Source organism: Klebsiella sp. S69 (genome assembly GCF_016516145.1).
GTDB lineage: Bacteria > Pseudomonadota > Gammaproteobacteria > Enterobacterales > Enterobacteriaceae > Klebsiella > Klebsiella oxytoca.
Map to the genome: position 1 here is coordinate 104735 of NZ_JACVUU010000011.1, position 21250 is coordinate 125984.

The window sequence follows — 21250 nt, forward strand, 5'->3', positions numbered from 1 at the left end:
TATCAGGCCGATGATGGGCGGCCATATCGTGCAAGTTATGGCCCAGCGGGGCCGCGTTTCTACCGGGCAATATCTGACGAGCGCTCTTTGCCCGCGCGTTGAACTCGTCAAAACTTCTGTTTTTTCTCCTCCACCTTCACGCCCCGCGTCGGCAGTCCAGTGTCATAGTCGCGCACGACCGGCGAGTAGCCGTCCTGCGGGCGCGGGCGGAAAGCGCCCATCCAGCGCGGCAGGGCATCCGGCCGCCACGGACGCAAGCTCCATTGATAAGTACGGAACGGGTCGCGGATTTTATCCATATAGTTAAGCAGCGCATCGTGCATTTGACAGCGAACGTCGGCGAAATCGGGGCGATTAATAAGATTATACAGCTCATCCGGGTCGTTTTTTCTGTCGTACAGTTCATCGCTGGTAAACAGGTTAAGCACCAGTTTGTACTCATCCGTCACCCAGCAGCGCACCGGGATAAACCCGCCAAAGCTGTCATGTTCAATCTCATAGCGATTGAATTCCACCATCACCCCGCGCGAGGTATCGGCGTTAAGAATATTATCCCCCGGCAGAATATCGGGCTTAGGGATACCCGCCAGCGCCATCATCGTCGGTAGCAGGTCGATATGGCTGACCGGCGCGTCGATCTGCATGGGTACGCCCTGCGGCGGGCGCATGATCAGCGGAATACGAGTGATATCGTCATACATCGCCGCGCCTTTGCTAATGAGCCTATGGGCGCCCATCATCTCGCCGTGATCGGAAGTATAAATAACCCAGGTATTGTCCCGCTGCTGTGGCGTTAAGGCGTTAATCACCCGACCAATCTGATCGTCGACAAAGTCGTTGCAGGCAAAGTAGAGCGGATGATGATAGCGCCCATCTTCACCTACCGGGGAGGGCATCGCCTGCGACCACAGGCGATGGTGTTCCGGTTTATCGGCGAGCGAGTCATGAGCCTTTGGCCCAAGATCATAATAAAAGTCCTGGTACTTGCGCAGATACTCTACCGGGCAGGTAAACGGATGGTGCGGCTCATCGTAGGAAACCACCATCAGGAACGGCTCGTCAGCGCGGGCGGGCTGGCGCAGGAAGTCGACCGCCCGGTTGCTGATGCGGTGCGCCCAGGTGAAGGTTTCATCTATCCCATGCTGCAGTAAATCTTCTACGCTGTTCAGGCCGTTACGCCACAGGCCGATCTCTTCCTCGGTCAGCTCTGCGAGGTAATTCGCGCCGTCAAACCAGTAGTCAGCGTCCCACTCGGGCGGGCACTCGCCGGTACCAAAGTAGTCGTGACCATCCAGATGCCACTTGCCGATATAGCAGGTGCGGTAACCCGCATCCTTAAAGTAGCGCCCCATGGTGGAGATGTTTTTCCCCGGCGCGACGTTATTGGTCCACGGGCCGGACTGGTTGGCATAGATTCCGGTAAACAGCCCGGCACGTGCCGGGGTGCATACCGGCGAGCAGGTATAGGCGGAATTGAAGCGGATACCTTCGGCGGCCAGACAATCAATATTTTGGGTATTCAGCGGCTTACCGCTGTAACAACCCACCATATTGGTAGCCTGGGTATCGGTCATAATAAACAGGAAATTGGGGCGACTCATGATTTTTCCTTCACATCGATAGCATAGGAAGCTGGAGCGGAGCGGCGTTCCCGCCAGCTGCTGTAAATCAGATAGATAATGACCGCTGCGGTAATGGCGTAGCTCACCGCCGCCAGCCAGCGAGTGCCGTAGCCGCCAAACTCGGCGAGGCCCGCGTAAACGCCGATCATCGCGAACAGAATGCCCACCGAGGCAATTTTCACGTGCCGGTACGGCTGCATATCAACGGCAAACGCATCATGGAATGTAAACGGCGTCGCCCGCGGCTTAATGAAGCCGATAACCAGCATCACCACCACGTTGATGCAAAACGTGCAGGCGAGCACGTAGAGGAAATGGAAATCAAATTTCACCAGGTAATTAATCGTGATGTAGCTAACAATCCCCAGCCCCATCGCTACTTTGGCGGCGATCGCCGGGATACGCGGAAAGAAGAAGCCCATAATGATGATGGTTACCAGCGGCACGTTATAAATACCGTTGAGCTGCTTCATCCAGCTATACAGTCCCTGCGGCGCATTAGCGATCCACGGCGCGACAATCACCGAGATCACCGCAATAAAAAGGCCAAATTTCCGCCCAATGCGCACCAGCTGCTCCGGCTGGGCGTTTTCATTGATGATGCGCCGGTAAATTCCCATGCTGAACAGGGTACTGGCGCTGTTTAAAAAGCCGTTAAAGGTACTGATAACGGCGCCAAACAGAACGGCGCCAAAAAAACCGACCAGCGGAAGCGGCATGACCTTGTTGACCAACGTCGGATAAGCCATATCCGCGCTCGGCAGATCCTGGTAGAGATGAAAGGCAATTAAACCGGGAAGCACCAGAATCAACGGATCGAGCATCTTGAGAACCGCCGTCAGCAGCGCCCCTTTCTGCCCCTCCGCCAGGCTTTTTGACGCCAGGGTGCGCTGCACTATCCCCTGATTAGTACACCAGTAGAAGGTATTCACCAAAATCAGGCCGGTAAACGCCGCGCCAATCGGTAGGGGGTCGCTGCTGCCGCCGATGGAGTTCAGCTTCTCCGCGTGTACCGTCGTCAGCTGCTCGATACCCTGTAAAAAACTCCCCTTCCCCATCGCCATCAGGCCAAAAATCGGTACCATCAGGCCGCCAATCACCAGGCCGATTCCGTTAATGGAATCAGCGATTGCCATCGCGCGCATGCCGCCGATCACCGCGTATAAAATCCCGGCCAGACCGAGCAAAATCACCAGTAACCAGATGGCGGCGCCCTGGGTCAGACCCAGCGATTCACCAATATGAAAAAGGCTATTCAATGCCAGCGCGCCGGAGTAAAGCACGATGGGTAAAAAGCAGATACCGGTGGCGATAAGAAAGCAGAAGTCGATAATAATGCGGGTCGTTTTATCGTACCGCTCTTCCAGAAAGTCCGGGATGGTGGCGATACCGCGCTGCAGATAGCGGGGAAGAAAGATCAGCGCCAGGAAAATCAGCGTCACCGCCGATGTCACCTCCCAGCCCATAACCGACATGCCGCTTTTGTAAGCCTGGCCCGATAATCCCACCAGCTGTTCGGTCGATAAGTTGGTTAACATCAGCGAGGCGGCAATGACCGGCGCTTTCAGCGAACGGCCGGCAAGGAAATAGCCCTGCTGCGAGCCGGTATCCGCTTTTCTTACCTTAAACCAGGTAATGATAGCCACCAGCAATGTAAACCCGACAAAGCTCAAAATTTGTATGGCATTCATCTTAAAGCCCTTATTTGTCATTATATCCCGGCGCTATCCGGTACAGAGGAATAGCGTTTTATCCAGGTAAGGCGATGATTTATATAAAACGAGATGCAATGTATCCCTGCAAGGCTATTTCTTGCTAAATTCACCTCATCAGGTTGCAGGCATCATTGGCTGATGGGAAATTAAAATGAATGGAAAAATACAGATTTCGCATGTAAAAAACGAAACTACGTATAACATTCCGTTAGTTCTGGAAGAAAATGTGATCTCAAGCGGGATTTCACTGCTCTCGCTATGGCATACCCTGGCCGATGAAAGCTACCGGGTCAGCTGGCCGCGCGATAAAAAGAAACCGCTTATCGCCAACTCGTGGGTGGCGATATATACGCTCCAGGGATGTGGTAAAATATATCTCAGAGACCACACTGAAATAACCTTAAACGGTAACTGCGTCATATTCTTAAAACCCATCGAGATCAAATCCTATCACTGCGCCGGATTGGTCTGGGAACAATACTGGATGGAATTTATTCCTACTACGCTGATGCCTATTCCGGTATTACAAATCGGCACTATTTATCACGCCGATATTTTTAATAAGGAACTCAATGAAGTGGCCTTATTGATTGCTGACCGCGATCCGCTAAAGAATAATCTGGCCGTCGCCTACCTCACGAAAATCATTTATCAATGGATTTGCCTGATCGCCGAAAATGGCAAAAAAGATCGTCAACTGCAAAAACTGGAAAAACTGATTGCCGCTCTACACGCTAATCCGCAAAAGCGCTGGAGCGTAGCCGATATGGCTGATGCTATGCAGTGCAGTGAACCCTGGCTGCAGCGCCTCTTTTTGCGTTATACCGGCAAAACGCCAAAGGAGTATTACCTTAACGCCCAGCTTGAGCTGGCGCAGTCGCTATTAAAGCAGGAGGGGAATACGGTGGGTAAGGTGGCGGAGATGCTGAACTTCTTCGACTCCTTTCATTTTAGCAAGGCGTTTAAACGCCGCTTCGGCTATGCGCCCTCAGCGGTACTAAAAATGAATGACCGGCACCCTATGGATGCCGGTCAGCAGGATTAATGCAGTTCCGGCCAGTACTCTTTATTGGCCGCGATCAGGTCATCAAGAATCGCTTTGGCGACCGATGCGCTCGGCACGGTTTTCGACAGCGCAATCGCCTGCCATAGCTTATGGTAAGAGCGCTGTTCCCAGGCATCCACCACCAGTTTTTCCACCGCGACCTGCTGGCTCATCATCCCTTTCTGGAAGTGCGGAATATCGCCAACCGTCAGCGGTTCCGGTCCGTTGTGGCCAACCAGGCACGGAATTTCCACCATCGCATCGGCATCGAAGTTATGAATCGCGCCGTTGTTCGGCACAATCAGCAGCATGCGTTCCTGGGTATTAAAAGCAATTGCCGCCGCCAGATCGACGATATAGGAAGCATGTTCGTCAATTTCCAGATCCCCCGCGGATGAGTTACCGGCCTCAATAATGGCCCGGCAGGCGCTAAAGACGTTTTTCTCGCGATGATCCATCACCTCGTTGGCGCGGGTACGTTCCGGGTTAGAGTGCGCCACGACGTAGTCCGGGAACAAATAATACTTGAGGTAAGTATTGGGCATCGTATCCGGATCCAGCGCCTGCACGTCCTTCGCCTTGGCGAAGGTATCGTTCCAGCTGGCCTCGGTATGCGGGTCGTTTGACGGCGGCACATAGCCGAATTTCGCCACATGTTCGCGCAGTTTCGGCATCAGATCGTTGCCCTGTAAATCTTCAATCGAGGTCCACCAGCCGAAGTGATTCAGACCGTAGTAGCGCACGCGCATCTGTTTGCGGTCCTTAAGACCCACGATTTGCGCCATGCGCCCTTCGATACCGATCGGCATATCGCAGATGTTGAGAATTTTAGCGTTCGGACGCAGGCGACGGGTCGCTTCCGCCACAATTGCCGCCGGGTTGGAGTAGTTCAGCATCCAGGCGTTTGGCGAATATTTTTCCATATAGTCCACCAGTTCCAGAACGCCGCCGATGGAGCGCATACCGTAGGCGATACCGCCAGGACCGCAGGTTTCCTGCCCCAGCACACCGTGACGCAGCGGAATTTTTTCATCTTTTTCACGCATCGGATATTTGCCCACGCGGATATGCGCCATCACGAAATCAACGTCGGTAAAGGCCGCCTGCGGGTCAGTGGTGTAGCTGAACGCGATATCCGGCGCCTGCTCTTTGAGAATGACTTTGCACGCCTCGGCGATGGTCTCCTGACGCGCGCCGTCGTTGTCGTAAAATTTCAACGACCGCAGCGGGAAGCGATCCTGGTTCGCTAACAGCATCAGCACGATGCCCGGGGTGAAGGTACTGCCGCCGCCTGCGATAACAACTGAGAATTTTTTCATGATACTGCCTCCGTCATGGTGGTTTGTTCGGTCTGTAGAGAATCTTTTATCAGGGTTTCCAGCTGGTCGCGGACCTGAGGAACGTGCAGGCCGACGATGACCTGAATTGCGTTGCCGCGGCGGACTACGCCGTGGGCGCCCAGCGCTTTAAAGACGTCGTCGCTTTGGGTCTTCGCCATATCGACCAGCGCAATGCGCAGCCGGGTGGCGCAGTTATTGATGCTCTCGATGTTGCCCGCTCCGCCCAGCGCCTGCAGGAAGCCGGCGGCCTGGCCCAGTTTGGTATCTGTAGCCCCCGCAACGCTGGTTTTGCCGCGCGCGGCCTGGTAATCCGCTTTGCTGTAGAGCTTAATTTCACTCTCTTCACGGCCCGGCGTTTTCAGGTTCAGGCGCAGAATCAGAGTGCGGAAGATAACGAAGTAGATCGCGGTGAAGCATGCGCCAACGCCTATCTGGATAAACATCATCGACGCATGGTTGTGGAACATCGGGATCCAGTTTTGCGGGAGGAACTGGTCGAGCAGGCCGCCGCCAAAGTTGCCTACCACGCCGCAGATATACATCACCGTCGCCATAGTGGCCGCGAGCACCGCATGGACGGCAAACAGCAGCGGCGAGATAAACAGGAAGGTGAACTCTAACGGCTCGGTTATTCCCACCAGTACGGCGGTCAAGGTGGCAGGAATCAGCAGACCGGCGACTTTCACGCGGTTTTCCGGTGCTGCGGTGTAGTAGAGCGCCAGCGCGATCCCCACGGAACCAAAGACCTTCGAGTTACCGTGCAGCGCGAATCCGCCTTCCGGGAACAGGGTTTTCAGCGCCTCGGTACTCTGGCTGAATTCATGTAAATGCTGCGCCCAGTAAACCTGAATACCGCTTTCCACTACCGCCGGGCCGAAAATAAACGGTCCATAGACGAAGTGGTGTAAACCGGTCGGGATCAGGATACGTTCAAGGAAGATATAGACCCAGACGCCCAGCGCCCCGGCCGAGCGTAAAAAGGCCTGCAGGGATTCGATACCCATCTGCACTTTTGGCCATCCCAACAGCGTCAGCCAGGCGCAGGGAATCATCGCCAGGAAGGCGACAATCACCACAAACGAGGAGCCCTGGAAAATCCCCAGAAACACCGGCAGCGGTTTATCGAAGTAGCGGTTATGCAGGGCGGTCACCAGCCCGGAGATAACGATCGCGCCAATAATGCTGGTATCGAGCGTTTTTATCCCGGCCATCATCGTCAGGCCGCTGCCTGCCGTTGGTTCAACGGAGAAGTCGACGCCGAAGAAGTGGCCCCAGGTCATCCCCATGGCGTTGATGAAATAGTTCCAGGTCATGAAGCTGACCAGTACCGCCAGACAAGCCCGGCCCTGAGCTTGTTTCGCCAGGCCGATCGGCAAACCGACGGCAAAAATCAGCGGCATATTACGAAAGACGGTCCAGCCGCCCTCTTCAATAATGTAAACGATCTGAGCAAATAAACTATCGGGTGCTGTGAGCGCTTCGCCGACGAACATCGGGTTACGCAACATAATGGCGATACCCACCACGATCCCGGCGAAAGGAAAGAGTAAAACCGGGGTAAACATGGCGCCGCCAAAGCGTTGTATTTGACTGAGCATTTGAAAATCCTCATATAACAACTCATAGGGTGAGTGGCCTTATCCATACCCGGCATGCTTCACGTACCGCGGTGAATGATTCAGGGTAATTATTTGTACTGGCCTGAAACGAGAATAGAAATTTGCCCGAGCGGCAACATGCGGCGCCGTTGCGATTCGTGATCGCTTTCATGGTTTTAATTACATCAATGTTGTCTACTTTCTCGTAAAAAATTAGACATGATGAATTATGGCGTTTACATTAGCCTGATTAATATTTTCTTTTTCTAAGTATTAATCTGTTTTTTATAGATAATTTTTTATCTGACATGAATGGTGACAACGTTAATAGAGGTCTACTGGTGATCTACAAATCTATCGCCGACAGATTACGTTTACGGCTTAATTCTTCCGATTTCGATATTGGCAGCCCGCTGCCGAGCGAAAAAAAGCTGGCGGAAGAGTTCGGCGTTGCGCGCATGACCATCCGCAAAGCCATCGATCTGCTGGTCAGCTGGGGACTGGTAGTGCGTCGGCACGGCTCCGGCACCTATGTCGCCCGTAAAGACCTGCATCATGAAACCAGCAATCTAACCGGACTGGCCGAAGTGCTGCGCAAGCAGGGCAAAGAGGTGGTCAGCCGGGTATTGGTTTTTGAGGTGATGCCCGCGCCCCCGGCTATCGCCAGCCTGCTGCGGATACAAATTGATGAACGGATCTACTTCTCGCGCCGGGTACGCTATGTCGATGGCAAGCCGCTAATGCTGGAGGATAGCTATATGCCGGTAAAGTTGTTTCGCAATCTGTCGCTGGTGCACCTGGAGGGATCGAAGTTCGATTACATTGAGAAGGAGTGCGGAATAACCATTAGCGGTAACTATGAAACGCTGTCGCCGGTGCTGGCGGACAGGCAGCTGGCGCAGTCGATGAACGTGCCGGAACAGACGCCGCTGCTGCGTATAACCTCCCTTTCCTACAGCGACAGCGGCGAATTTCTTAACTACTCGGTGATGTTCCGTAACGCCAGCGAATATCAGGTGGACTACCATCTGCGGCGCGTCCAGACGGAGCACCCGTTAGCCTATCCCCCAGAACAGCACCGCCAGTAGCTGCGGGGTAATAATACGTAAGAACATAACCAGCGGATAAACGGTCGCGTAGGAGAGCGCCGCCGCGCCGCTGGTGGCATGCAGGTTATTGGCAAACGCCAGCGCCGGAGGGTCGGTCATTGAGCCGGCCAGCATCCCGCACAGGGTCAGGTAGTTCATCTTCGCCAGGATGCGCGACAGAATACCCACCGTCAGCAGCGGTATCGCGGTGATAAAGATGCCGTAGACAATCCAGCTCATCCCGTCGCCTTCAATCAGCGTTGCGACAAAATCGCCGCCGGATTTCAGGCCAACCACCGCGAGGAACAGCACGATGCCCAGTTCGCGCAGCGCAAGGTTGGCGCTGGGCGGCATAAACCAGTACAGCTTACCGATGCTGCCGATACGTCCGAGGATCAGGGCCATAATCAGCGGCCCGCCTGCCAGACCCAGCTTCAGCGCCGCCGGGAATCCCGGAATAAACAGCGGAATGGAGCCCAGCAGCACGCCCAGGCCGATGCCGATAAATACCGGCAGCATCTGCACCTGCTGCAGTTTTTGCTGGGCGTTGCCCAGCTCGGCGGCTACCGCATCAATCGCCTCCGGGCGGCCGACGAGGTTAAGAATATCGCCGAACTGCAGGCTGGCATGGCTGCTGGCGACCAGTTCAACCCCGGCGCGATTGAGCCGCGAGATCACCACATCATAGCGCTGCTTAAAGTGCAGATCGCGAATGCGTTTACCCAATACTTTTTCGTTGGTCACCACCACGCGCTCGACTTTCAGATCGGTACCGCGAGTGGAGAGCGAAGTGGAAACTTCCTTGCCAATCACCAGCTGAGCGTTGTGCAAATCCTCCGGTCGCCCGACCAGGTGCAGCAGGTCCCCAAGCTGAATCAGGGTATTCGGCGCGGGCACCATCAGCATCTCCTCGCGCTTGAGACGCGAGCAGATCAGCTTGTCGCTGTTAAGCATCGGCACATCCTGAATCGCCATATTGTTCAGGTTGGGGTTTTCAACCCGCACGTTGATGGTCTGGAGATGCGCATGGCCATTGCCGCTGTTTTCATCAAACTGCTGAGCCTCTTTCTCAACGTTGATGCGGAAAAACAGCCGGACCAGCCACATGGTCAGCAAAATGCCGCAAATGCCGAAAGGATAGGCCATGGCGTAGCTCATACCCATCTGGTCGACGGTATCAAGCGGCACGCCAAGGTCGCGCAGGATCTGCTGCCCGGCCCCCAGCGCAGGCGTGTTGGTTACCGCACCGGAAAAGATCCCGAGCACCACGGGGAGAGGAATATCGAACAGTTTATGCAGGACCGCGGTAACCAGACCGCCGAGAATCACAATCAGAATGGCGAACAGGTTAAGCCGCAGGCCAGAGACGCGCAGCGAAGCGAAGAAGCCCGGCCCCACCTGGATCCCGATGGTGTACACGAAGAGGATCAGGCCGAATTCCTGAATAAAGTGCAGCATGGGGCTACTGAGCGTAATGCCCGCCTGGTCTACAAAGTGGCCGACGATAATACCGCCAAACAGCACGCCTCCGATACCGAAGCCGACACCGCGCACTTTTACATTGCCGATCCACAATCCGACTACCGCCACCAGCGCCAATACGCTAACGGTCAATGCTATATCACTCATCGTCTCTTCCCTGTGTATAACATTACGCACAATGAGGATTATGACCGGTAGTCACCAGGCTGTATGCCGCCTGGCGCACAATAATCACGGGATCAGCCAACGACCATTTTGTTGAACACAACAAGAAAGGACAAAGTAATGTGTATCACGCACAAAAAAGCCCCGAAAATCGGGGCCTTATAAGTGATTCGCTTAATTAGCTCTGTAACGCAGGGCGCTCGCTGATGGCGATGCGCTGCGGGGCGATCTGTTCCGGCTCGTTGCGGGTCAAATCGATATGCAGCAGGCCGTTGGTAAAGGTTGCCCCGGAGACTTCCATATTTTCGGCGAGCGTGAAGCTCAGGCTAAATGCCTGGTTAACCAGCCCCTGGTGCAGCCATTTGGTCTCTTTTTCCGGCTGCTGCGGCGCGCCTTTTACCGTCAGGCGCGTGCCTTCAAGCTGGATATCCAAATCTTCCTGACGGAAACCGGCCAGCGCAAGGGTAATGCGATAGTGGTTATCGTCACTTTTTTCAATGTTATAAGGCGGGAAGCTCTGGCTTTCACCGGCGGTTTGCAGCGCGTTGGCCAGTTTGTCAAAACCGATCCATTGACGCAGAAGCGGGGATAAATCGTAGTTACGCATAGTCTTTCTCCTTCTAAGAAGCGAGTGGATGTTTGCAAATCCTGCGGATTCGCCTTTGCCCCCTGACGGCGGGCACTGTTTTCAGCAATACCGGGCCGCCTTCGCGGCCCATCAAATTAGTTGATTTCGATACGGCGCGGTTTATTCGCTTCAGGAATAACGCGCTCAAGGTCGATATACAGCAGACCGTTTACCAGGTTAGCGCCGCGAATATGAATATTTTCTGCGAGCTGGAATTTACGCTCAAAGTTGCGCTCAGCGATGCCCTGATACAGGTAGGTACGCTCTTTCTGCTCGCCGGCATGGGCGCCTTTTACAATAAGCAGATTATCCTGGGCGGTAATTTCCAGTTCGCTCTCGGCAAAACCGGCAACGGCAATCGCGATGCGGTAGTTGTTCTCGTCTACTAACTCAACGTTGTACGGAGGGTAGCCGCCATTGCTCTGGCTTTGATTATTTTCTAACAGATTGAAAAGGCGGTCGAAACCAATAGCAGAACGATACAGCGGGGAGAGATCGAAATTACGCATAATACATAGCTCCTGAAATCAGCGAGAATTATCTGACCTTCCATCATGGACAGGCCGTTATTACCCGGAATACCCATTCGGCGTATTCTCAGGGAGACACATTCCTAAAATGGGTATATCCATGGTCTTTTCAAGGGGAAAAAGGCAAAATTTTTTGCAGTTTGCAGTCTATTGCTTAGACTGGAGTGACAGCACAAAAGGCAAAGTGCGACGCCTGCCACAGTGCGGCGCAATGGCACTATGCATCCATGGAATGGCCCGATATAACCGATAGGTACGCCATTCTTCAGACTGCTTCCCCGCTGGCCGCATTCTGAATGAGGTTGTACTTCGAAGGTTCTATCAACGCCCGTAACGATGACGGAAGAATGATGAAAAACGGTCTTTTAAAGCTGGTCCTGTTCGGCGGGATAATAAGTTTGGGCGGTTGCTCCAGCGTGATGTCACATACTGGCGGCAAGGAAGGAACCTATCCTGGAACGCGCGCCAGCGCGCAGATGCTCGGGGATAGCGACGCAAACTGGGGCACGAAATCGCTGGTGGCGTTGGATATGCCGCTCACGGCGGTCATGGACACGCTGCTGCTGCCGTGGGATATGTTCCGTACCGACAGTTCGGTGAAATCGCGCGTGGAAAAGAGCGAGGAAGAGACGCTGGCGACCAATTCCGTGATCCCGCCAGCGCGGATGCCAACCCCCTGATTTAGCGCGCCGTTTCGGTTACCCAGAGCTGGCGGTAACCGTCCACCTCCTCCATCCAGGCAAGCTGTTTGCCGTCTGGCGAAAAGACGATCGCATCGGCCGATGGCGGATGGGCATGCTCATCGGTCAAAAAGTCGATTTCCCCGTTCTGCGCGTCACAGATCGCGATGCGGTTTTCCAGCACAAAGCCCAGCCATTTTCCTGAGGGATGCCAGTTAAACGCCGACTGGATATCGGAGCGGTTGTGGGTCAACTGCCGCAGCCCGTCCCCCCGCGTCGAAATGAGCCACATTTGCACCACGCCAGCCTCATCGCGCATCAGAAAAGCGATGTCCGTCGCCGACGGATTGGCGCGTACCCAATGACGGGGCGTAGTCACCAGCCCTGGATAACGGCGTTGGTGGGTAAACGTTAAGCGACGCTGAACAACGCCGGCAGGAGGCGCCGGCATCGTGGTTTGCGTTCCTGCCAGCGGCGCATCACCCGCTTGCTTCCAGCCCCGTTCGCTCTCCGGCAGTTCGACAATAAACAGCTCCGGCACTTTGTCGCCATTTATCGCCAGCGTATCGCCAATAAACGCCAGCGCCCCGTTGCCCACCCATCCCTCTTCATAGGCGCGATTAATCTCGTCGCTGCCCGGCGCCGGGGTTGGCGTTGTACGGCTGACCAGCACGCTCCAGTGGCTGCCGCCGTATTCACGTGGATGATCGCCACGCGGTACTACCGGGCCATAGGGAACCGCCACGCCAACGTTGCGCAAATCCAGCGCCGGATCGCGTTCATGCAGCACGTGGTCGTTATAGGTAAAGCTGACAAATTCACCGTTCGGACTGAAAACATGCACATGACTGCCGCCGCGCAGCGCGCCGGGAGTATAGGGAGCGGTAATATTCATCGCATCCAGGTTGTGGGTTTCTCCCTGGTACGTCACCACGCCGCGTCGATGGTGGAAATCGTAATGCCAGCCCTCGTCAGGGTTTTCCGGGCCGTGGATGAAGACATATTTATCTACCGATGGATGAACGGTCACCACGCCAACGTATGCGCCTTGCCCGGCACGGTAGAGGATCTCAACGTCTCCCGTATCGACATTCACCCGCTCGATGGTTTCGCCGGTAAAGGAAGCGCCAGAAGGGCGAACGTCAAAGACCAGCCAGCGGCTGTCTGCCGTCCAGGTGCGAGTGTTAGTAAGCTGATGATGACGGGGAGCAAAGGTGACTTGTTTCATAAAGATACCCTGATACGAGACTTTCGCATCAGGGTATCGTATCGGAAAGAATTAGCCTACGCGTTTGACATCCCCCACCAGCAGGATGTAAGAAAGCGCGCCAATCAGCGCAATAACGGAAATATAAACCAGCGCAGGCGCAAAACCATAGTCCTGGGCCAGATAACCCACCACCAGCGGAACGGTGATACCGCCCAGCCCGCCGACGAAATTAAACATACCGCCGGTCAGCCCGATAAGCCGCATCGGCGCAAGCGACGATACCAGCGACCAGGTAATGGAAGCGAAGCCGTTGCCGAAGAAGGCCAGCGCCATCAGGATCATAATCCACACCGGATCGTTGGTGTAGTTCGCCCCCATGATGCAGGTCGAGATCAGCAGCCCGCAGATAATTGGCGTTTTACGCGCGGCGCCTAACGAGAAGCCTTTTCGGACCAGCCTGTCCGCCAGCCAGCCGGAGAGCAGCACGCCAACAAAGGCGGCAAGGAACGGCACCGTTGTCATAAAGCCCGCTTTCAGCGCCGTAATCCCCTTTTCCTGGGTCAGATAGTTAGGGAACCAGGTCAGGAAGAACCACAGCGTGGAGGTTACGGCAAACTGCCCGAGGTAAACGCCGATTAGTTTGCGATGGAATACCAGCTTCCAGTCGGCTTTGGTCAGCGGCTGCCGCGCCTCTTTTTTAACAGGCGCATCGCCGTCTACCAGGCCACCGCCGTCGCGAATATAATCCAGTTCGGCTTTGCTGATACTTTTTGTCAGACGCGGCGGCTGATAAACCTTAAACCAAATTAAAGACCATATTATCCCGATAGCGCCGGTAACGATAAATACCCAGTGCCAGCTCAGCATTTCCTGAATCCAGATTAATAGCGGGGTCAGGAATGCCAGCCCGACAAACTGTCCTGAAGTGTAAAAACCGACGGCTGATGCGCGCTCGTGCTCCGGAAACCAGCTGGTCACCATGCGATTATTAGTGGGAAAAGCCGGGGCTTCAAAGATCCCGGTAATCGCGCGCAGACCAATCAACGACATCAGTCCCGTGGCAAATCCCTGCAGTAGCGTCGCCACTGACCAGCCAAAAATAGCGATAAAGTAGGTTAGTCGCGATCCCACGCGGTCAAGGAACCAACCGCCGGGGATCTGGCAAAGCGTATACAGCCACGCGAAGGCGGAAAATACATATCCCATTTCCGCTTTGGTAATACCAAACTCTTCCTGAATATGCGCCGATGCCACGGCAAGGTTGGCGCGATCAACATAACAAATCACCACGGTAATAAAGATCATAATCAGCGTCAAATAACGACGACGCCCGGGTTTTGCAGCTGTAACTGAAATATCCATCGCAATCTGTCTCCAGATTTTGGGCATAGCGAAGCCGCTCACCATGCCCGGTAATTTACAGAGGGTGTGTTTAAAATTTATATTTTTGCTTACGAATGCTCTAAATAGTTCACGTTGCAGGAAGGCGGCAAGATTGCAAATCCCCGGGAGCTTACATTAGTAAGTGACCGGGGTGCGCAATCGCAGCCAACGCACCTGTGGCGTGAAATATGAAGAGCATTTACCATTCCGCGACGCTACCATCCTCATGCCGCCACAACGGATTACGCCAGTCCGGCGCATTTTGACTTAATTCAATTACCCGCGCTTCATCGATCTCTACGCCAAGCCCTGGCTTCATTAATGGTTTAAAGAAGCCGCCTTCCATATTGAAGTCTTCTTTATTTTTTACAAAGTCGAGTAATTCCGCCCCCTTGTTATAGTGAATGCCCATACTTTGCTCCTGGAAGACGGCGTTATAGGAGACAAAATCGACATGTAAACAGGCGGCAAGCGCAATGGGTCCCAGCGGGCAGTGCGGCGCCAACGCCACGTCATAGGCCTCAGCCATTCCAGCGATTTTATAGCACTCGGTAATACCGCCGGCGTGCGACAGGTCGGGTTGCAGAATAGCCAGCCCACCGGCTTCCAGCACGCGTTTAAACTCGAAGCGCGAGAACATGCGTTCGCCCGCCGCAATAGGAATCGAGGTTTGCGCCGCCAGCCGCGGATAGTATTCTGCCTGCTCGGCAAGAACCGGCTCTTCAATAAATAGCGGGCGATATTGCTCCAGCTCTTTGATAAGTACCTTCGCCATCGGCGCGCTCACGCGACCGTGGAAATCGAGACCAAATTCAATTTCATTGCCGAACGCTTCGCGAATTTGCGCCACGGTATTCACCGCAGCGTCCACCGCCCGAGAATTATCGATCAGCCCCAGCTCCTCGCAGCCATTTAATTTAAAGGTATCAAAACCAATTCCGCGCAGCTTTTTGATACCGTCAATCACTTCTGCCGGCCGATCGCCGCCAACCCAGCTGTAGGCTTTGATTTTGTCACGTACCAGGCCCCCCATCAGCTGCCAGACCGGGGCATTCAGCACTTTGCCTTTAATATCCCACAGGGCCTGGTCGATACCGGCAATGGCGCTCATTAAAATCGGGCCGCCGCGATAAAAGCCCGCGCGGTACATCACCTGCCACAGGTCGTTAATCCGCGCCGGATCCTGGCCTATCAGATAATCGCCGAGCTCATGCACCGCTGCCTCCACGGTGCGCGCGCGCCCTTCAATCACGGGCTCGCCCCAGCCAATCACGCCTTCGTCGGTTTCAATTTTTAAAAACATCCAGCGCGGGGGTAAACGATACGTGGTGAGTTTGGTTATTTTCATTGCACTGCCTCTCGATACGCTTTAACAAATGCTGCCGCCTGCCGTGCGGTACGCTCTACGGATTGCCCGGCGCGATAGAGATCGCTGCCCAGCCCGGCACCGGTACAACCAGCTTTTAGCCACTGCGCCAGGTTCTCCGGCGTCACGCCGCCCACGGCGAAAACGGGCACCTCCGGCGGCAAAACGGCTTTTAGCGCTTTGATGTAGTCAGGGCCAAAAGCCGAGGAAGGGAATACTTTTAAAGCCTGTGCGCCAGCATCCAGCGCGGTAAAAGCTTCCGTCGCCGTCGCGCATCCGGGACAAACGGTCATGCCGAAGCTCACCGCGCGGCGAATCACCTCTGGCTGAATATTGGGCGTAACGATAAGCCTGCAGCCCATTTCGGCAAGCCTGTCCACACGTTCAGGCTTAAGTACGGTGCCCGCGCCTATCAGCGCTCTGTCGCCATAAGCCTCAACAACGGCGGAAATGCTTTTTTCCCACTGCGGAGAATTGAGCGGGATTTCAACGGCGTCGAAGCCAACATCAATGACGGCGCCGACATGTTCCAGCGCCTCTTCCGGCGTAATGCCGCGCAGAATAGCGATAAGCGGTAGTTTAGTTTGCCACTGCATGGGCGATGCTCCTTATTCCGGTCTGAAATGCGGTGTCGCCTGACACCACGGTCGTCTGACGGCCGATAGCGCCAAGCGCCTGCTGATAGCGGTCTGCCAGCGCCTCTCCGGCAACGAGGGTGACCTGGCGATCGTGGAAATGGGCGCTCATGGTGGCGACTTCCGCGCCAATCAGCAGGCCGGAGAGAAATTCGCTCACCTGTTCGCGCGGCAGTGAGCCCAGCACGTGCGCAGCGCGTACCTCAAAAAGCTGCGGCAGGATGTCTGGCGAATGCAGGCCGCGCTCAAGCCCGGCGTTAAACGCGTCAGGAGCTGAGACCTGCTCCGGTATCCCGGCGCCGACCAGCGAGTGGCGCAGCAGCAGGTGGTGGAGTTCGCCGGTCATCACCGTGCGAAAGTCGCTAATTTGTTGGCGGTCAGCCTGCACCCATTTGCAGTGGGTGCCGGGCATAACGTAGACGGAGGAAGGAGCTATTGCCCGCGCGCCGAGGAGCTGAGTCTCTTCGCCGCGCATCACATTATGGTTATCGTCGCGAGAGACGCTGAGTCCGGGAATAATCCAGACCTGGTCGCTAACAGCGGTTAATTGTTCGCCAATGGCGGAAAAATGGACGGGAACCGGCAGGTAGGGCGCCGCCTTCCAGCCGACATTACTGCCGACCATTCCCGCCATCACTACCGGGGTAGCGCTGTCGCGCCAGCCCGCGGTTATTTCGCTAAACACCGCTGCGGAGGAGTGTCCGTTCAGGCGCGTGACGCCTGCTTCCGATTGCCTGCTCTCCAGACACTGCTCGCCCTGATAAAGCCAGGCGCGCAGGTTTGTCGATCCCCAGTCAATTGCGATGTAGCGAGATGTCATGTGATTTCCTTTAACCTTCGTGTCGAGCTGGCGATCATGGTGAGCGCCGCCTGCTCCGCCGCTTCGCTGTCCTGATGCCGGATGGCGTCAAACAGCGCCTTATGTTCCTGGAGCGTTTTCGGCATGTTGGCCTCATCGCCCATCCAGGTCCTTTCAAATACCGCCCGCTGTAGCGAGCTGATCGCCACGTTGAGCTGTTGCAGTACCGGGTTATGTACCGACTGCAGCACCGCCTCGTGGTAGCGAATATCCGCTTCGTTAAACGCTTCCCTGTCCTGGTTGTTGGCGATCATGTCGTTGAGCGCTTCTTCTATTTGCGCCAGGTCGCTCGATGTTGCGCGCTCTGCCGCCCAGCGGGCTATCGCCGGTTCAACCAGATTACGTACCTCGCTCATCGCGCTAATCAGCCGCGGGTCGTAATCGCTCTCCAGCACCCACTGTAAAACGTCGGTGTCGAGATAATTCCACTGGTTGCGCGAGGCAACGAATGCGCCGCGATAGCGCTTCATTTCAATCAGTCGCCTGGCCATCAATGACCGGAACACTTCGCGAATGATATTGCGCGAGGTAGCAAACTCCTCACACAGCTCGGCTTCCGCGGGCAGCGCAGAGCCGGGAACGTATTTACCGCTGACAATCTGCTTGCCCAGCGTGATGACGATGCGATCGGTTTTATTGAGAGTCATGGAGAGTCCTTGTGCTCTGGATGTACCTCTCTACTTTACCGCGACAGGCGGATTTGACCGCAACTTTGTAGTACTAACGTGATACCACTCGTCATCGCCATGGGCACAATGTAGTACAATACAAACATGTTGTACTACAATTTAGATCACAAAAACGACAATCAGGCATGAAGATTTTCTGGCGGGGTAAACTCAGGGTATAAAAAAACCCGCGATAAACGCGGGTTTTTCAGAAAACGATTTTTAGTTTAAGACATATTTTTCAATAGCATATGCCACACCGTCTTCCAGATTGGATTTGGTGATAAAGTTTGCCGCTTCTTTGACGGCAGGGATCGCGTTGTCCATCGCCACGCCGACGCCTGCATATTCGATCATTGCAATGTCATTTTCCTGATCGCCAATCGCCATCACCTCTTCCGGCTTGATACCCAGCGTATCGGCCAGCGATTTCACGCCGGTGCCTTTGGTGACGCGTTTATCAAGGATTTCCAGGAAGTAGGGCGCGCTTTTCAGCACGGTGTATTTCTCTTTCACTTCAGCCGGGATGCGGGCGATAGCCTGGTCCAGAATGGCCGGTTCATCGATCATCATCACTTTCAACAGCTGGATGTTGGGATCCATATTTTCGGCTTCGCAGAAGACCAGCGGGATTGTCGCCACGTAGGATTCATGCACCGTGTAATAGCTTACATCGCGGTTAGCGGTATACAGGGTATTACGATCCAGCGCGTGGAAGTGGGAGCCGACATCACGGGCCAGCTGTTCCAGATAGCGATAGTCGTCGTAGCCCAGCGCGGTTTGCGCAACGGTACTGCCGTCGCTTGCCTTCTGTACTAAAGCGCCGTTGTAGGTGATGCAGTAATCTCCCGGCTGCTCCATATGCAGTTCTTTCAGGTAGCTGTGCACACCTGCGTAAGGTCGTCCGGTGGTTAACACCACGTTGACGCCGCGTTCGCGGGCTGCGGCAATCGCGGTTTTCACCGCAGGAGAGATGGTATGGTCAGGCAGCAGCAGCGTGCCGTCCATATCGATTGCGATTAGTTTAATAGCCATGAAATCCCCGGGTAAGATGAGTCCTTACTCATGCTAACGCGATTAAGCCTACAAAAACAGAGCTACATTACGCAGCGGAACACCCTCTTTTTAGGCAGAACCCGGGGACCGGGATCTTACTCGCGGGTCAGAACGATTTTACCAAACGCCCCGCGATCGAGATGTTCAAGCGCCTGTTCAAGCTGGTTAAAACGGTAACGGTGTTCAATCACCGGTTTTAACCCGGTCACGTCAACGGCGCGGACGAAATCTTCCAGCGCACGACGGTGCCCGACACCAATACCCTGAATCACCGGGGATTTCAGCAACAGTTCGCCAGCCGGTAGCGAGATTTCACTCCCGGCCAGCACGCCAATGACCGATATGCGACCATGAACCGCAACGGCGCGCAGGGAATGTCGCAGATTCTCCCCGCCAACGGTTTCAATAATATGATCGATGCCGCGATCGGCGGTCAGTTCGTAAATTCCTTCCGTCCAATCACTTTTGAGCCGGTTTATCCCATGATCGGCGCCAAGTTGTTTAGCCCGCGCCAGTTTTTCATCACTTCCTGATGTGACAAAAACCTTTGCCCCCTGTGCTTTTGCAATTTGCAAAGCGAATATCGCCACACCGCCCGTCCCCTGTACCAGCACCGATTGCCCGGCGTGTAAATGACCGCGTTCCACCAGCGCGAACCATGCGGTAAGCCCTGCACAAGGGAGCGTGCTGGCCTCTGCATCATCAAGGGTTTCCGGTGCAGCCACCAGCCAGTTTTCATTCACAACCACGTACTCAGCCAGCATGCCCTGGAAGTACCCGCCGGTGGTTTTATAAGGCAAAGTGCGGGCATCTGACGCTGGTCTACCGTCGATCCACTCCGGGAAAAAGGTGGAGATCACCCGAGCGCCGGGTTTGAAACGCGTGACGCCCTCACCCGTGCTCTCCACCACGCCCGCCATATCAGACGCCGGCGTAAACGGGAAGGAAAGCGCAATAGGCATGGTGCCTTCAATGACCATCTTATCGCGATAGTTGAGCGCAACGGCATTCACCCGCACGCGGACTTCACCCGGGCCCGGCTGCGGAACAGGCGCCTGAATAAGATTGAGGTTCTCACGCCCGAGGGCGTCCATAGACCAGCGTTGCATTGTCTGCGTCATTTTTCACTCCTGCCATCAAATAAGCTTGAAGTGACAGTTTACCGTTGACCATGGGTAACCAGTGGCGATAAGTTTTCCCTCTATTGGTGACTGAAAAGATACAATCCATGACCGATACGCTGAAGGATATTCCGGTTTTTGTGGCCGCCGTTGAGGCGGGAAGTTTTTCTCAGGCCGCAATTCGTTTGCATTTGTCGCGCTCGGCGGTAGGAAAGAGTATCGCTCGGCTTGAAGAGCGGTTGGGGGTACGTCTGTTTCAACGTACGACCCGCAGCCAAAGCCTGACCGACAACGGCGCCCTTTTTTATGAACGTTGTCAGCGCGCGCTGGAGGAAATTCGTGGAGCAGAGTCGCTGCTGGAAACAGGGAAACAGCAGGTTAGTGGCCGCCTGCGTGTGGCCATGCCGGTGCTGTTTGGTCGCCAGTGCGTGGCCCCACTGCTGATCGAGCTTGCGCAGGAACACCCAGGTCTCGAGCTGGAGATGTCATTCAGCGATCGTGTGGTGGATCTCGTCGAGGAAGGGTTTGATATGGCGGTGCGTAACGGCCCCCTTCAGGACAGCAGCGTTCTGGTCGCCAGAAAGCTGGGAGAACACCGCATGGTGCTGTGCGCCGCGCCGGATTACCTGCTGAAGAAGGGGCTGCCACAAAGCGTTGATGATTTACCCCACCATACGGCCATTAACTATCTGCAAGCAGGCAGAGTGCTATCCTGGCAGCTGATGGATAAAGAAGGAGTCTCGCACACCTTTACTCCCCGTTCATCGCTCAATATGGATGATTTGCAGGCAATCTGCGACGCTGCGCTGGCCGGCCACGGCATTGCATGGCTGCCCTGCTGGATGGCCAGCAAAGAAATTCATCAGGGAAAACTCGTCCCGCTTTTAAAGCAAGCGCCGGATGTGCGCTTCGACGTTCATGCGGTCTGGCAACAGACGCCGCATCTACCGCTGAGGGTGAGAATTGCCGTCGATATGCTCGCCAGCCGTTTACCGTCCGTGATGTCGCTGGATATGCCTGCGCCCGCAAAAAAGCCGCGCTAAACGCGCGGCCTGAGTA

General features: G+C 55.0%; 19 protein-coding genes and 1 other annotated feature. Of the genes, 4 read left to right on the forward strand and 15 right to left on the reverse strand.

What is annotated here, in order from left to right; translation table 11 throughout:
- Positions 1–107 precede the first annotated feature (107 nt).
- On the reverse strand, positions 108–1601 hold the full coding sequence (locus IAE27_RS12670) for a sulfatase-like hydrolase/transferase (protein ID WP_004107147.1): 1494 nt from the start codon (positions 1599–1601) through the stop codon (positions 108–110).
- Positions 1598–3313, reverse strand: a complete 1716-nt coding sequence (locus IAE27_RS12675) for a solute:sodium symporter family transporter (RefSeq protein ID WP_004107149.1) — start codon at positions 3311–3313, stop codon at positions 1598–1600. Before IAE27_RS12675 ends, IAE27_RS12670 begins: the two co-directional genes overlap by 4 nt.
- A gap of 175 nt (positions 3314–3488) precedes the next feature.
- Between IAE27_RS12675 and IAE27_RS12680 the strand changes: the two genes are divergently transcribed.
- Complete coding sequence (locus IAE27_RS12680) at positions 3489–4382, forward strand: helix-turn-helix transcriptional regulator (RefSeq protein WP_200092494.1); 894 nt, start codon at positions 3489–3491, stop codon at positions 4380–4382.
- Here IAE27_RS12680 and IAE27_RS12685 read toward each other — a convergent pair.
- A complete protein-coding gene (locus IAE27_RS12685; protein ID WP_004107159.1) occupies positions 4379–5701 on the reverse strand; it encodes a 6-phospho-alpha-glucosidase in 1323 nt (440 codons plus the stop codon). The genes IAE27_RS12680 and IAE27_RS12685 overlap by 4 nt on opposite strands.
- The gene (locus IAE27_RS12690) at positions 5698–7320 is read right to left on the reverse strand and encodes an alpha-glucoside-specific PTS transporter subunit IIBC (RefSeq protein WP_004107161.1); all 1623 of its coding nucleotides are present in this window, start codon (positions 7318–7320) and stop codon (positions 5698–5700) included. The genes IAE27_RS12685 and IAE27_RS12690 overlap by 4 nt, the downstream gene beginning before the upstream one ends.
- Positions 7321–7661: 341 nt before the next feature.
- On the opposite strand from IAE27_RS12690, the gene IAE27_RS12695 reads away from it, so the two are divergent.
- Positions 7662–8408, forward strand: coding sequence for a GntR family transcriptional regulator (locus tag IAE27_RS12695; RefSeq protein WP_070556509.1), 747 nt, complete (start codon positions 7662–7664; stop codon positions 8406–8408).
- On the opposite strand, the gene IAE27_RS12700 is transcribed toward IAE27_RS12695, so the two are convergent.
- The 3 genes from IAE27_RS12700 to ibpA form a co-directional block, all read right to left on the reverse strand.
- The gene (locus tag IAE27_RS12700) at positions 8376–10037 is read right to left on the reverse strand and encodes a putative transporter (protein WP_070556511.1); all 1662 of its coding nucleotides are present in this window, start codon (positions 10035–10037) and stop codon (positions 8376–8378) included. The two genes, IAE27_RS12695 and IAE27_RS12700, sit on opposite strands and share 33 nt — an antisense overlap.
- A gap of 196 nt (positions 10038–10233) precedes the next feature.
- Positions 10234–10662: a small heat shock chaperone IbpB gene (ibpB, locus tag IAE27_RS12705; RefSeq protein WP_004107167.1), complete on the reverse strand. Its 429-nt coding sequence runs from the start codon at positions 10660–10662 to the stop codon at positions 10234–10236.
- A 116-nt stretch (positions 10663–10778) separates the two neighbouring features.
- Positions 10779–11192, reverse strand: coding sequence for a small heat shock chaperone IbpA (gene ibpA, locus IAE27_RS12710; RefSeq protein ID WP_004107169.1), 414 nt, complete (start codon positions 11190–11192; stop codon positions 10779–10781).
- Positions 11186–11260 (reverse strand) — a sequence feature (ROSE (Repression Of Heat Shock gene Expression) occurs in the 5'-region of heat shock genes and acts as an RNA thermometer to modulate expression.). It overlaps the preceding gene by 7 nt.
- A gap of 300 nt (positions 11261–11560) precedes the next feature.
- Between ibpA and IAE27_RS12715 the strand changes: the two genes are divergently transcribed.
- The gene (locus tag IAE27_RS12715) at positions 11561–11893 is read left to right on the forward strand and encodes a YceK/YidQ family lipoprotein (RefSeq protein ID WP_024274847.1); all 333 of its coding nucleotides are present in this window, start codon (positions 11561–11563) and stop codon (positions 11891–11893) included.
- A 1-nt stretch (position 11894) separates the two neighbouring features.
- Here the strand turns inward: IAE27_RS12715 and IAE27_RS12720 are convergent, their stop codons facing one another.
- The 8 genes from IAE27_RS12720 to IAE27_RS12755 all read right to left on the reverse strand — a co-directional run bounded on the left by IAE27_RS12720 (position 11895) and on the right by IAE27_RS12755 (position 20191).
- Positions 11895–13121, reverse strand: coding sequence for a DUF3748 domain-containing protein (locus IAE27_RS12720; RefSeq protein WP_070556514.1), 1227 nt, complete (start codon positions 13119–13121; stop codon positions 11895–11897).
- Positions 13122–13172: 51 nt separating this feature from the next.
- A complete protein-coding gene (locus IAE27_RS12725) occupies positions 13173–14510 on the reverse strand; it encodes an MFS transporter (RefSeq protein ID WP_071845034.1) in 1338 nt (445 codons plus the stop codon).
- 175 nt (positions 14511–14685) lie between these two features.
- Positions 14686–15834 (reverse strand): galactonate dehydratase, encoded by a 1149-nt coding sequence (dgoD, locus tag IAE27_RS12730; protein WP_064370656.1) that lies wholly within the window; start codon positions 15832–15834, stop codon positions 14686–14688.
- Positions 15831–16448, reverse strand: a complete 618-nt coding sequence (locus IAE27_RS12735; protein ID WP_070556516.1) for a 2-dehydro-3-deoxy-6-phosphogalactonate aldolase — start codon at positions 16446–16448, stop codon at positions 15831–15833. The genes dgoD and IAE27_RS12735 overlap by 4 nt, the downstream gene beginning before the upstream one ends.
- Positions 16432–17307: a 2-dehydro-3-deoxygalactonokinase gene (locus tag IAE27_RS12740; protein ID WP_154022654.1), complete on the reverse strand. Its 876-nt coding sequence runs from the start codon at positions 17305–17307 to the stop codon at positions 16432–16434. Before IAE27_RS12740 ends, IAE27_RS12735 begins: the two co-directional genes overlap by 17 nt.
- The gene (dgoR, locus tag IAE27_RS12745; protein WP_004107184.1) at positions 17304–17993 is read right to left on the reverse strand and encodes a D-galactonate utilization transcriptional regulator DgoR; all 690 of its coding nucleotides are present in this window, start codon (positions 17991–17993) and stop codon (positions 17304–17306) included. Before dgoR ends, IAE27_RS12740 begins: the two co-directional genes overlap by 4 nt.
- A 243-nt stretch (positions 17994–18236) precedes the next feature.
- Positions 18237–19049: a sugar-phosphatase gene (yidA, locus tag IAE27_RS12750; protein WP_004107186.1), complete on the reverse strand. Its 813-nt coding sequence runs from the start codon at positions 19047–19049 to the stop codon at positions 18237–18239.
- Between the two features lie 116 nt (positions 19050–19165).
- Positions 19166–20191, reverse strand: coding sequence for a zinc-dependent alcohol dehydrogenase family protein (locus IAE27_RS12755; protein ID WP_004107189.1), 1026 nt, complete (start codon positions 20189–20191; stop codon positions 19166–19168).
- 107 nt (positions 20192–20298) lie between these two features.
- Here IAE27_RS12755 and IAE27_RS12760 point away from each other — a divergent pair, with 107 nt between their 5' ends.
- Positions 20299–21234 (forward strand): LysR family transcriptional regulator, encoded by a 936-nt coding sequence (locus tag IAE27_RS12760; RefSeq protein ID WP_108704370.1) that lies wholly within the window; start codon positions 20299–20301, stop codon positions 21232–21234.
- The last annotated feature ends 16 nt before the right edge of the window (positions 21235–21250 follow it).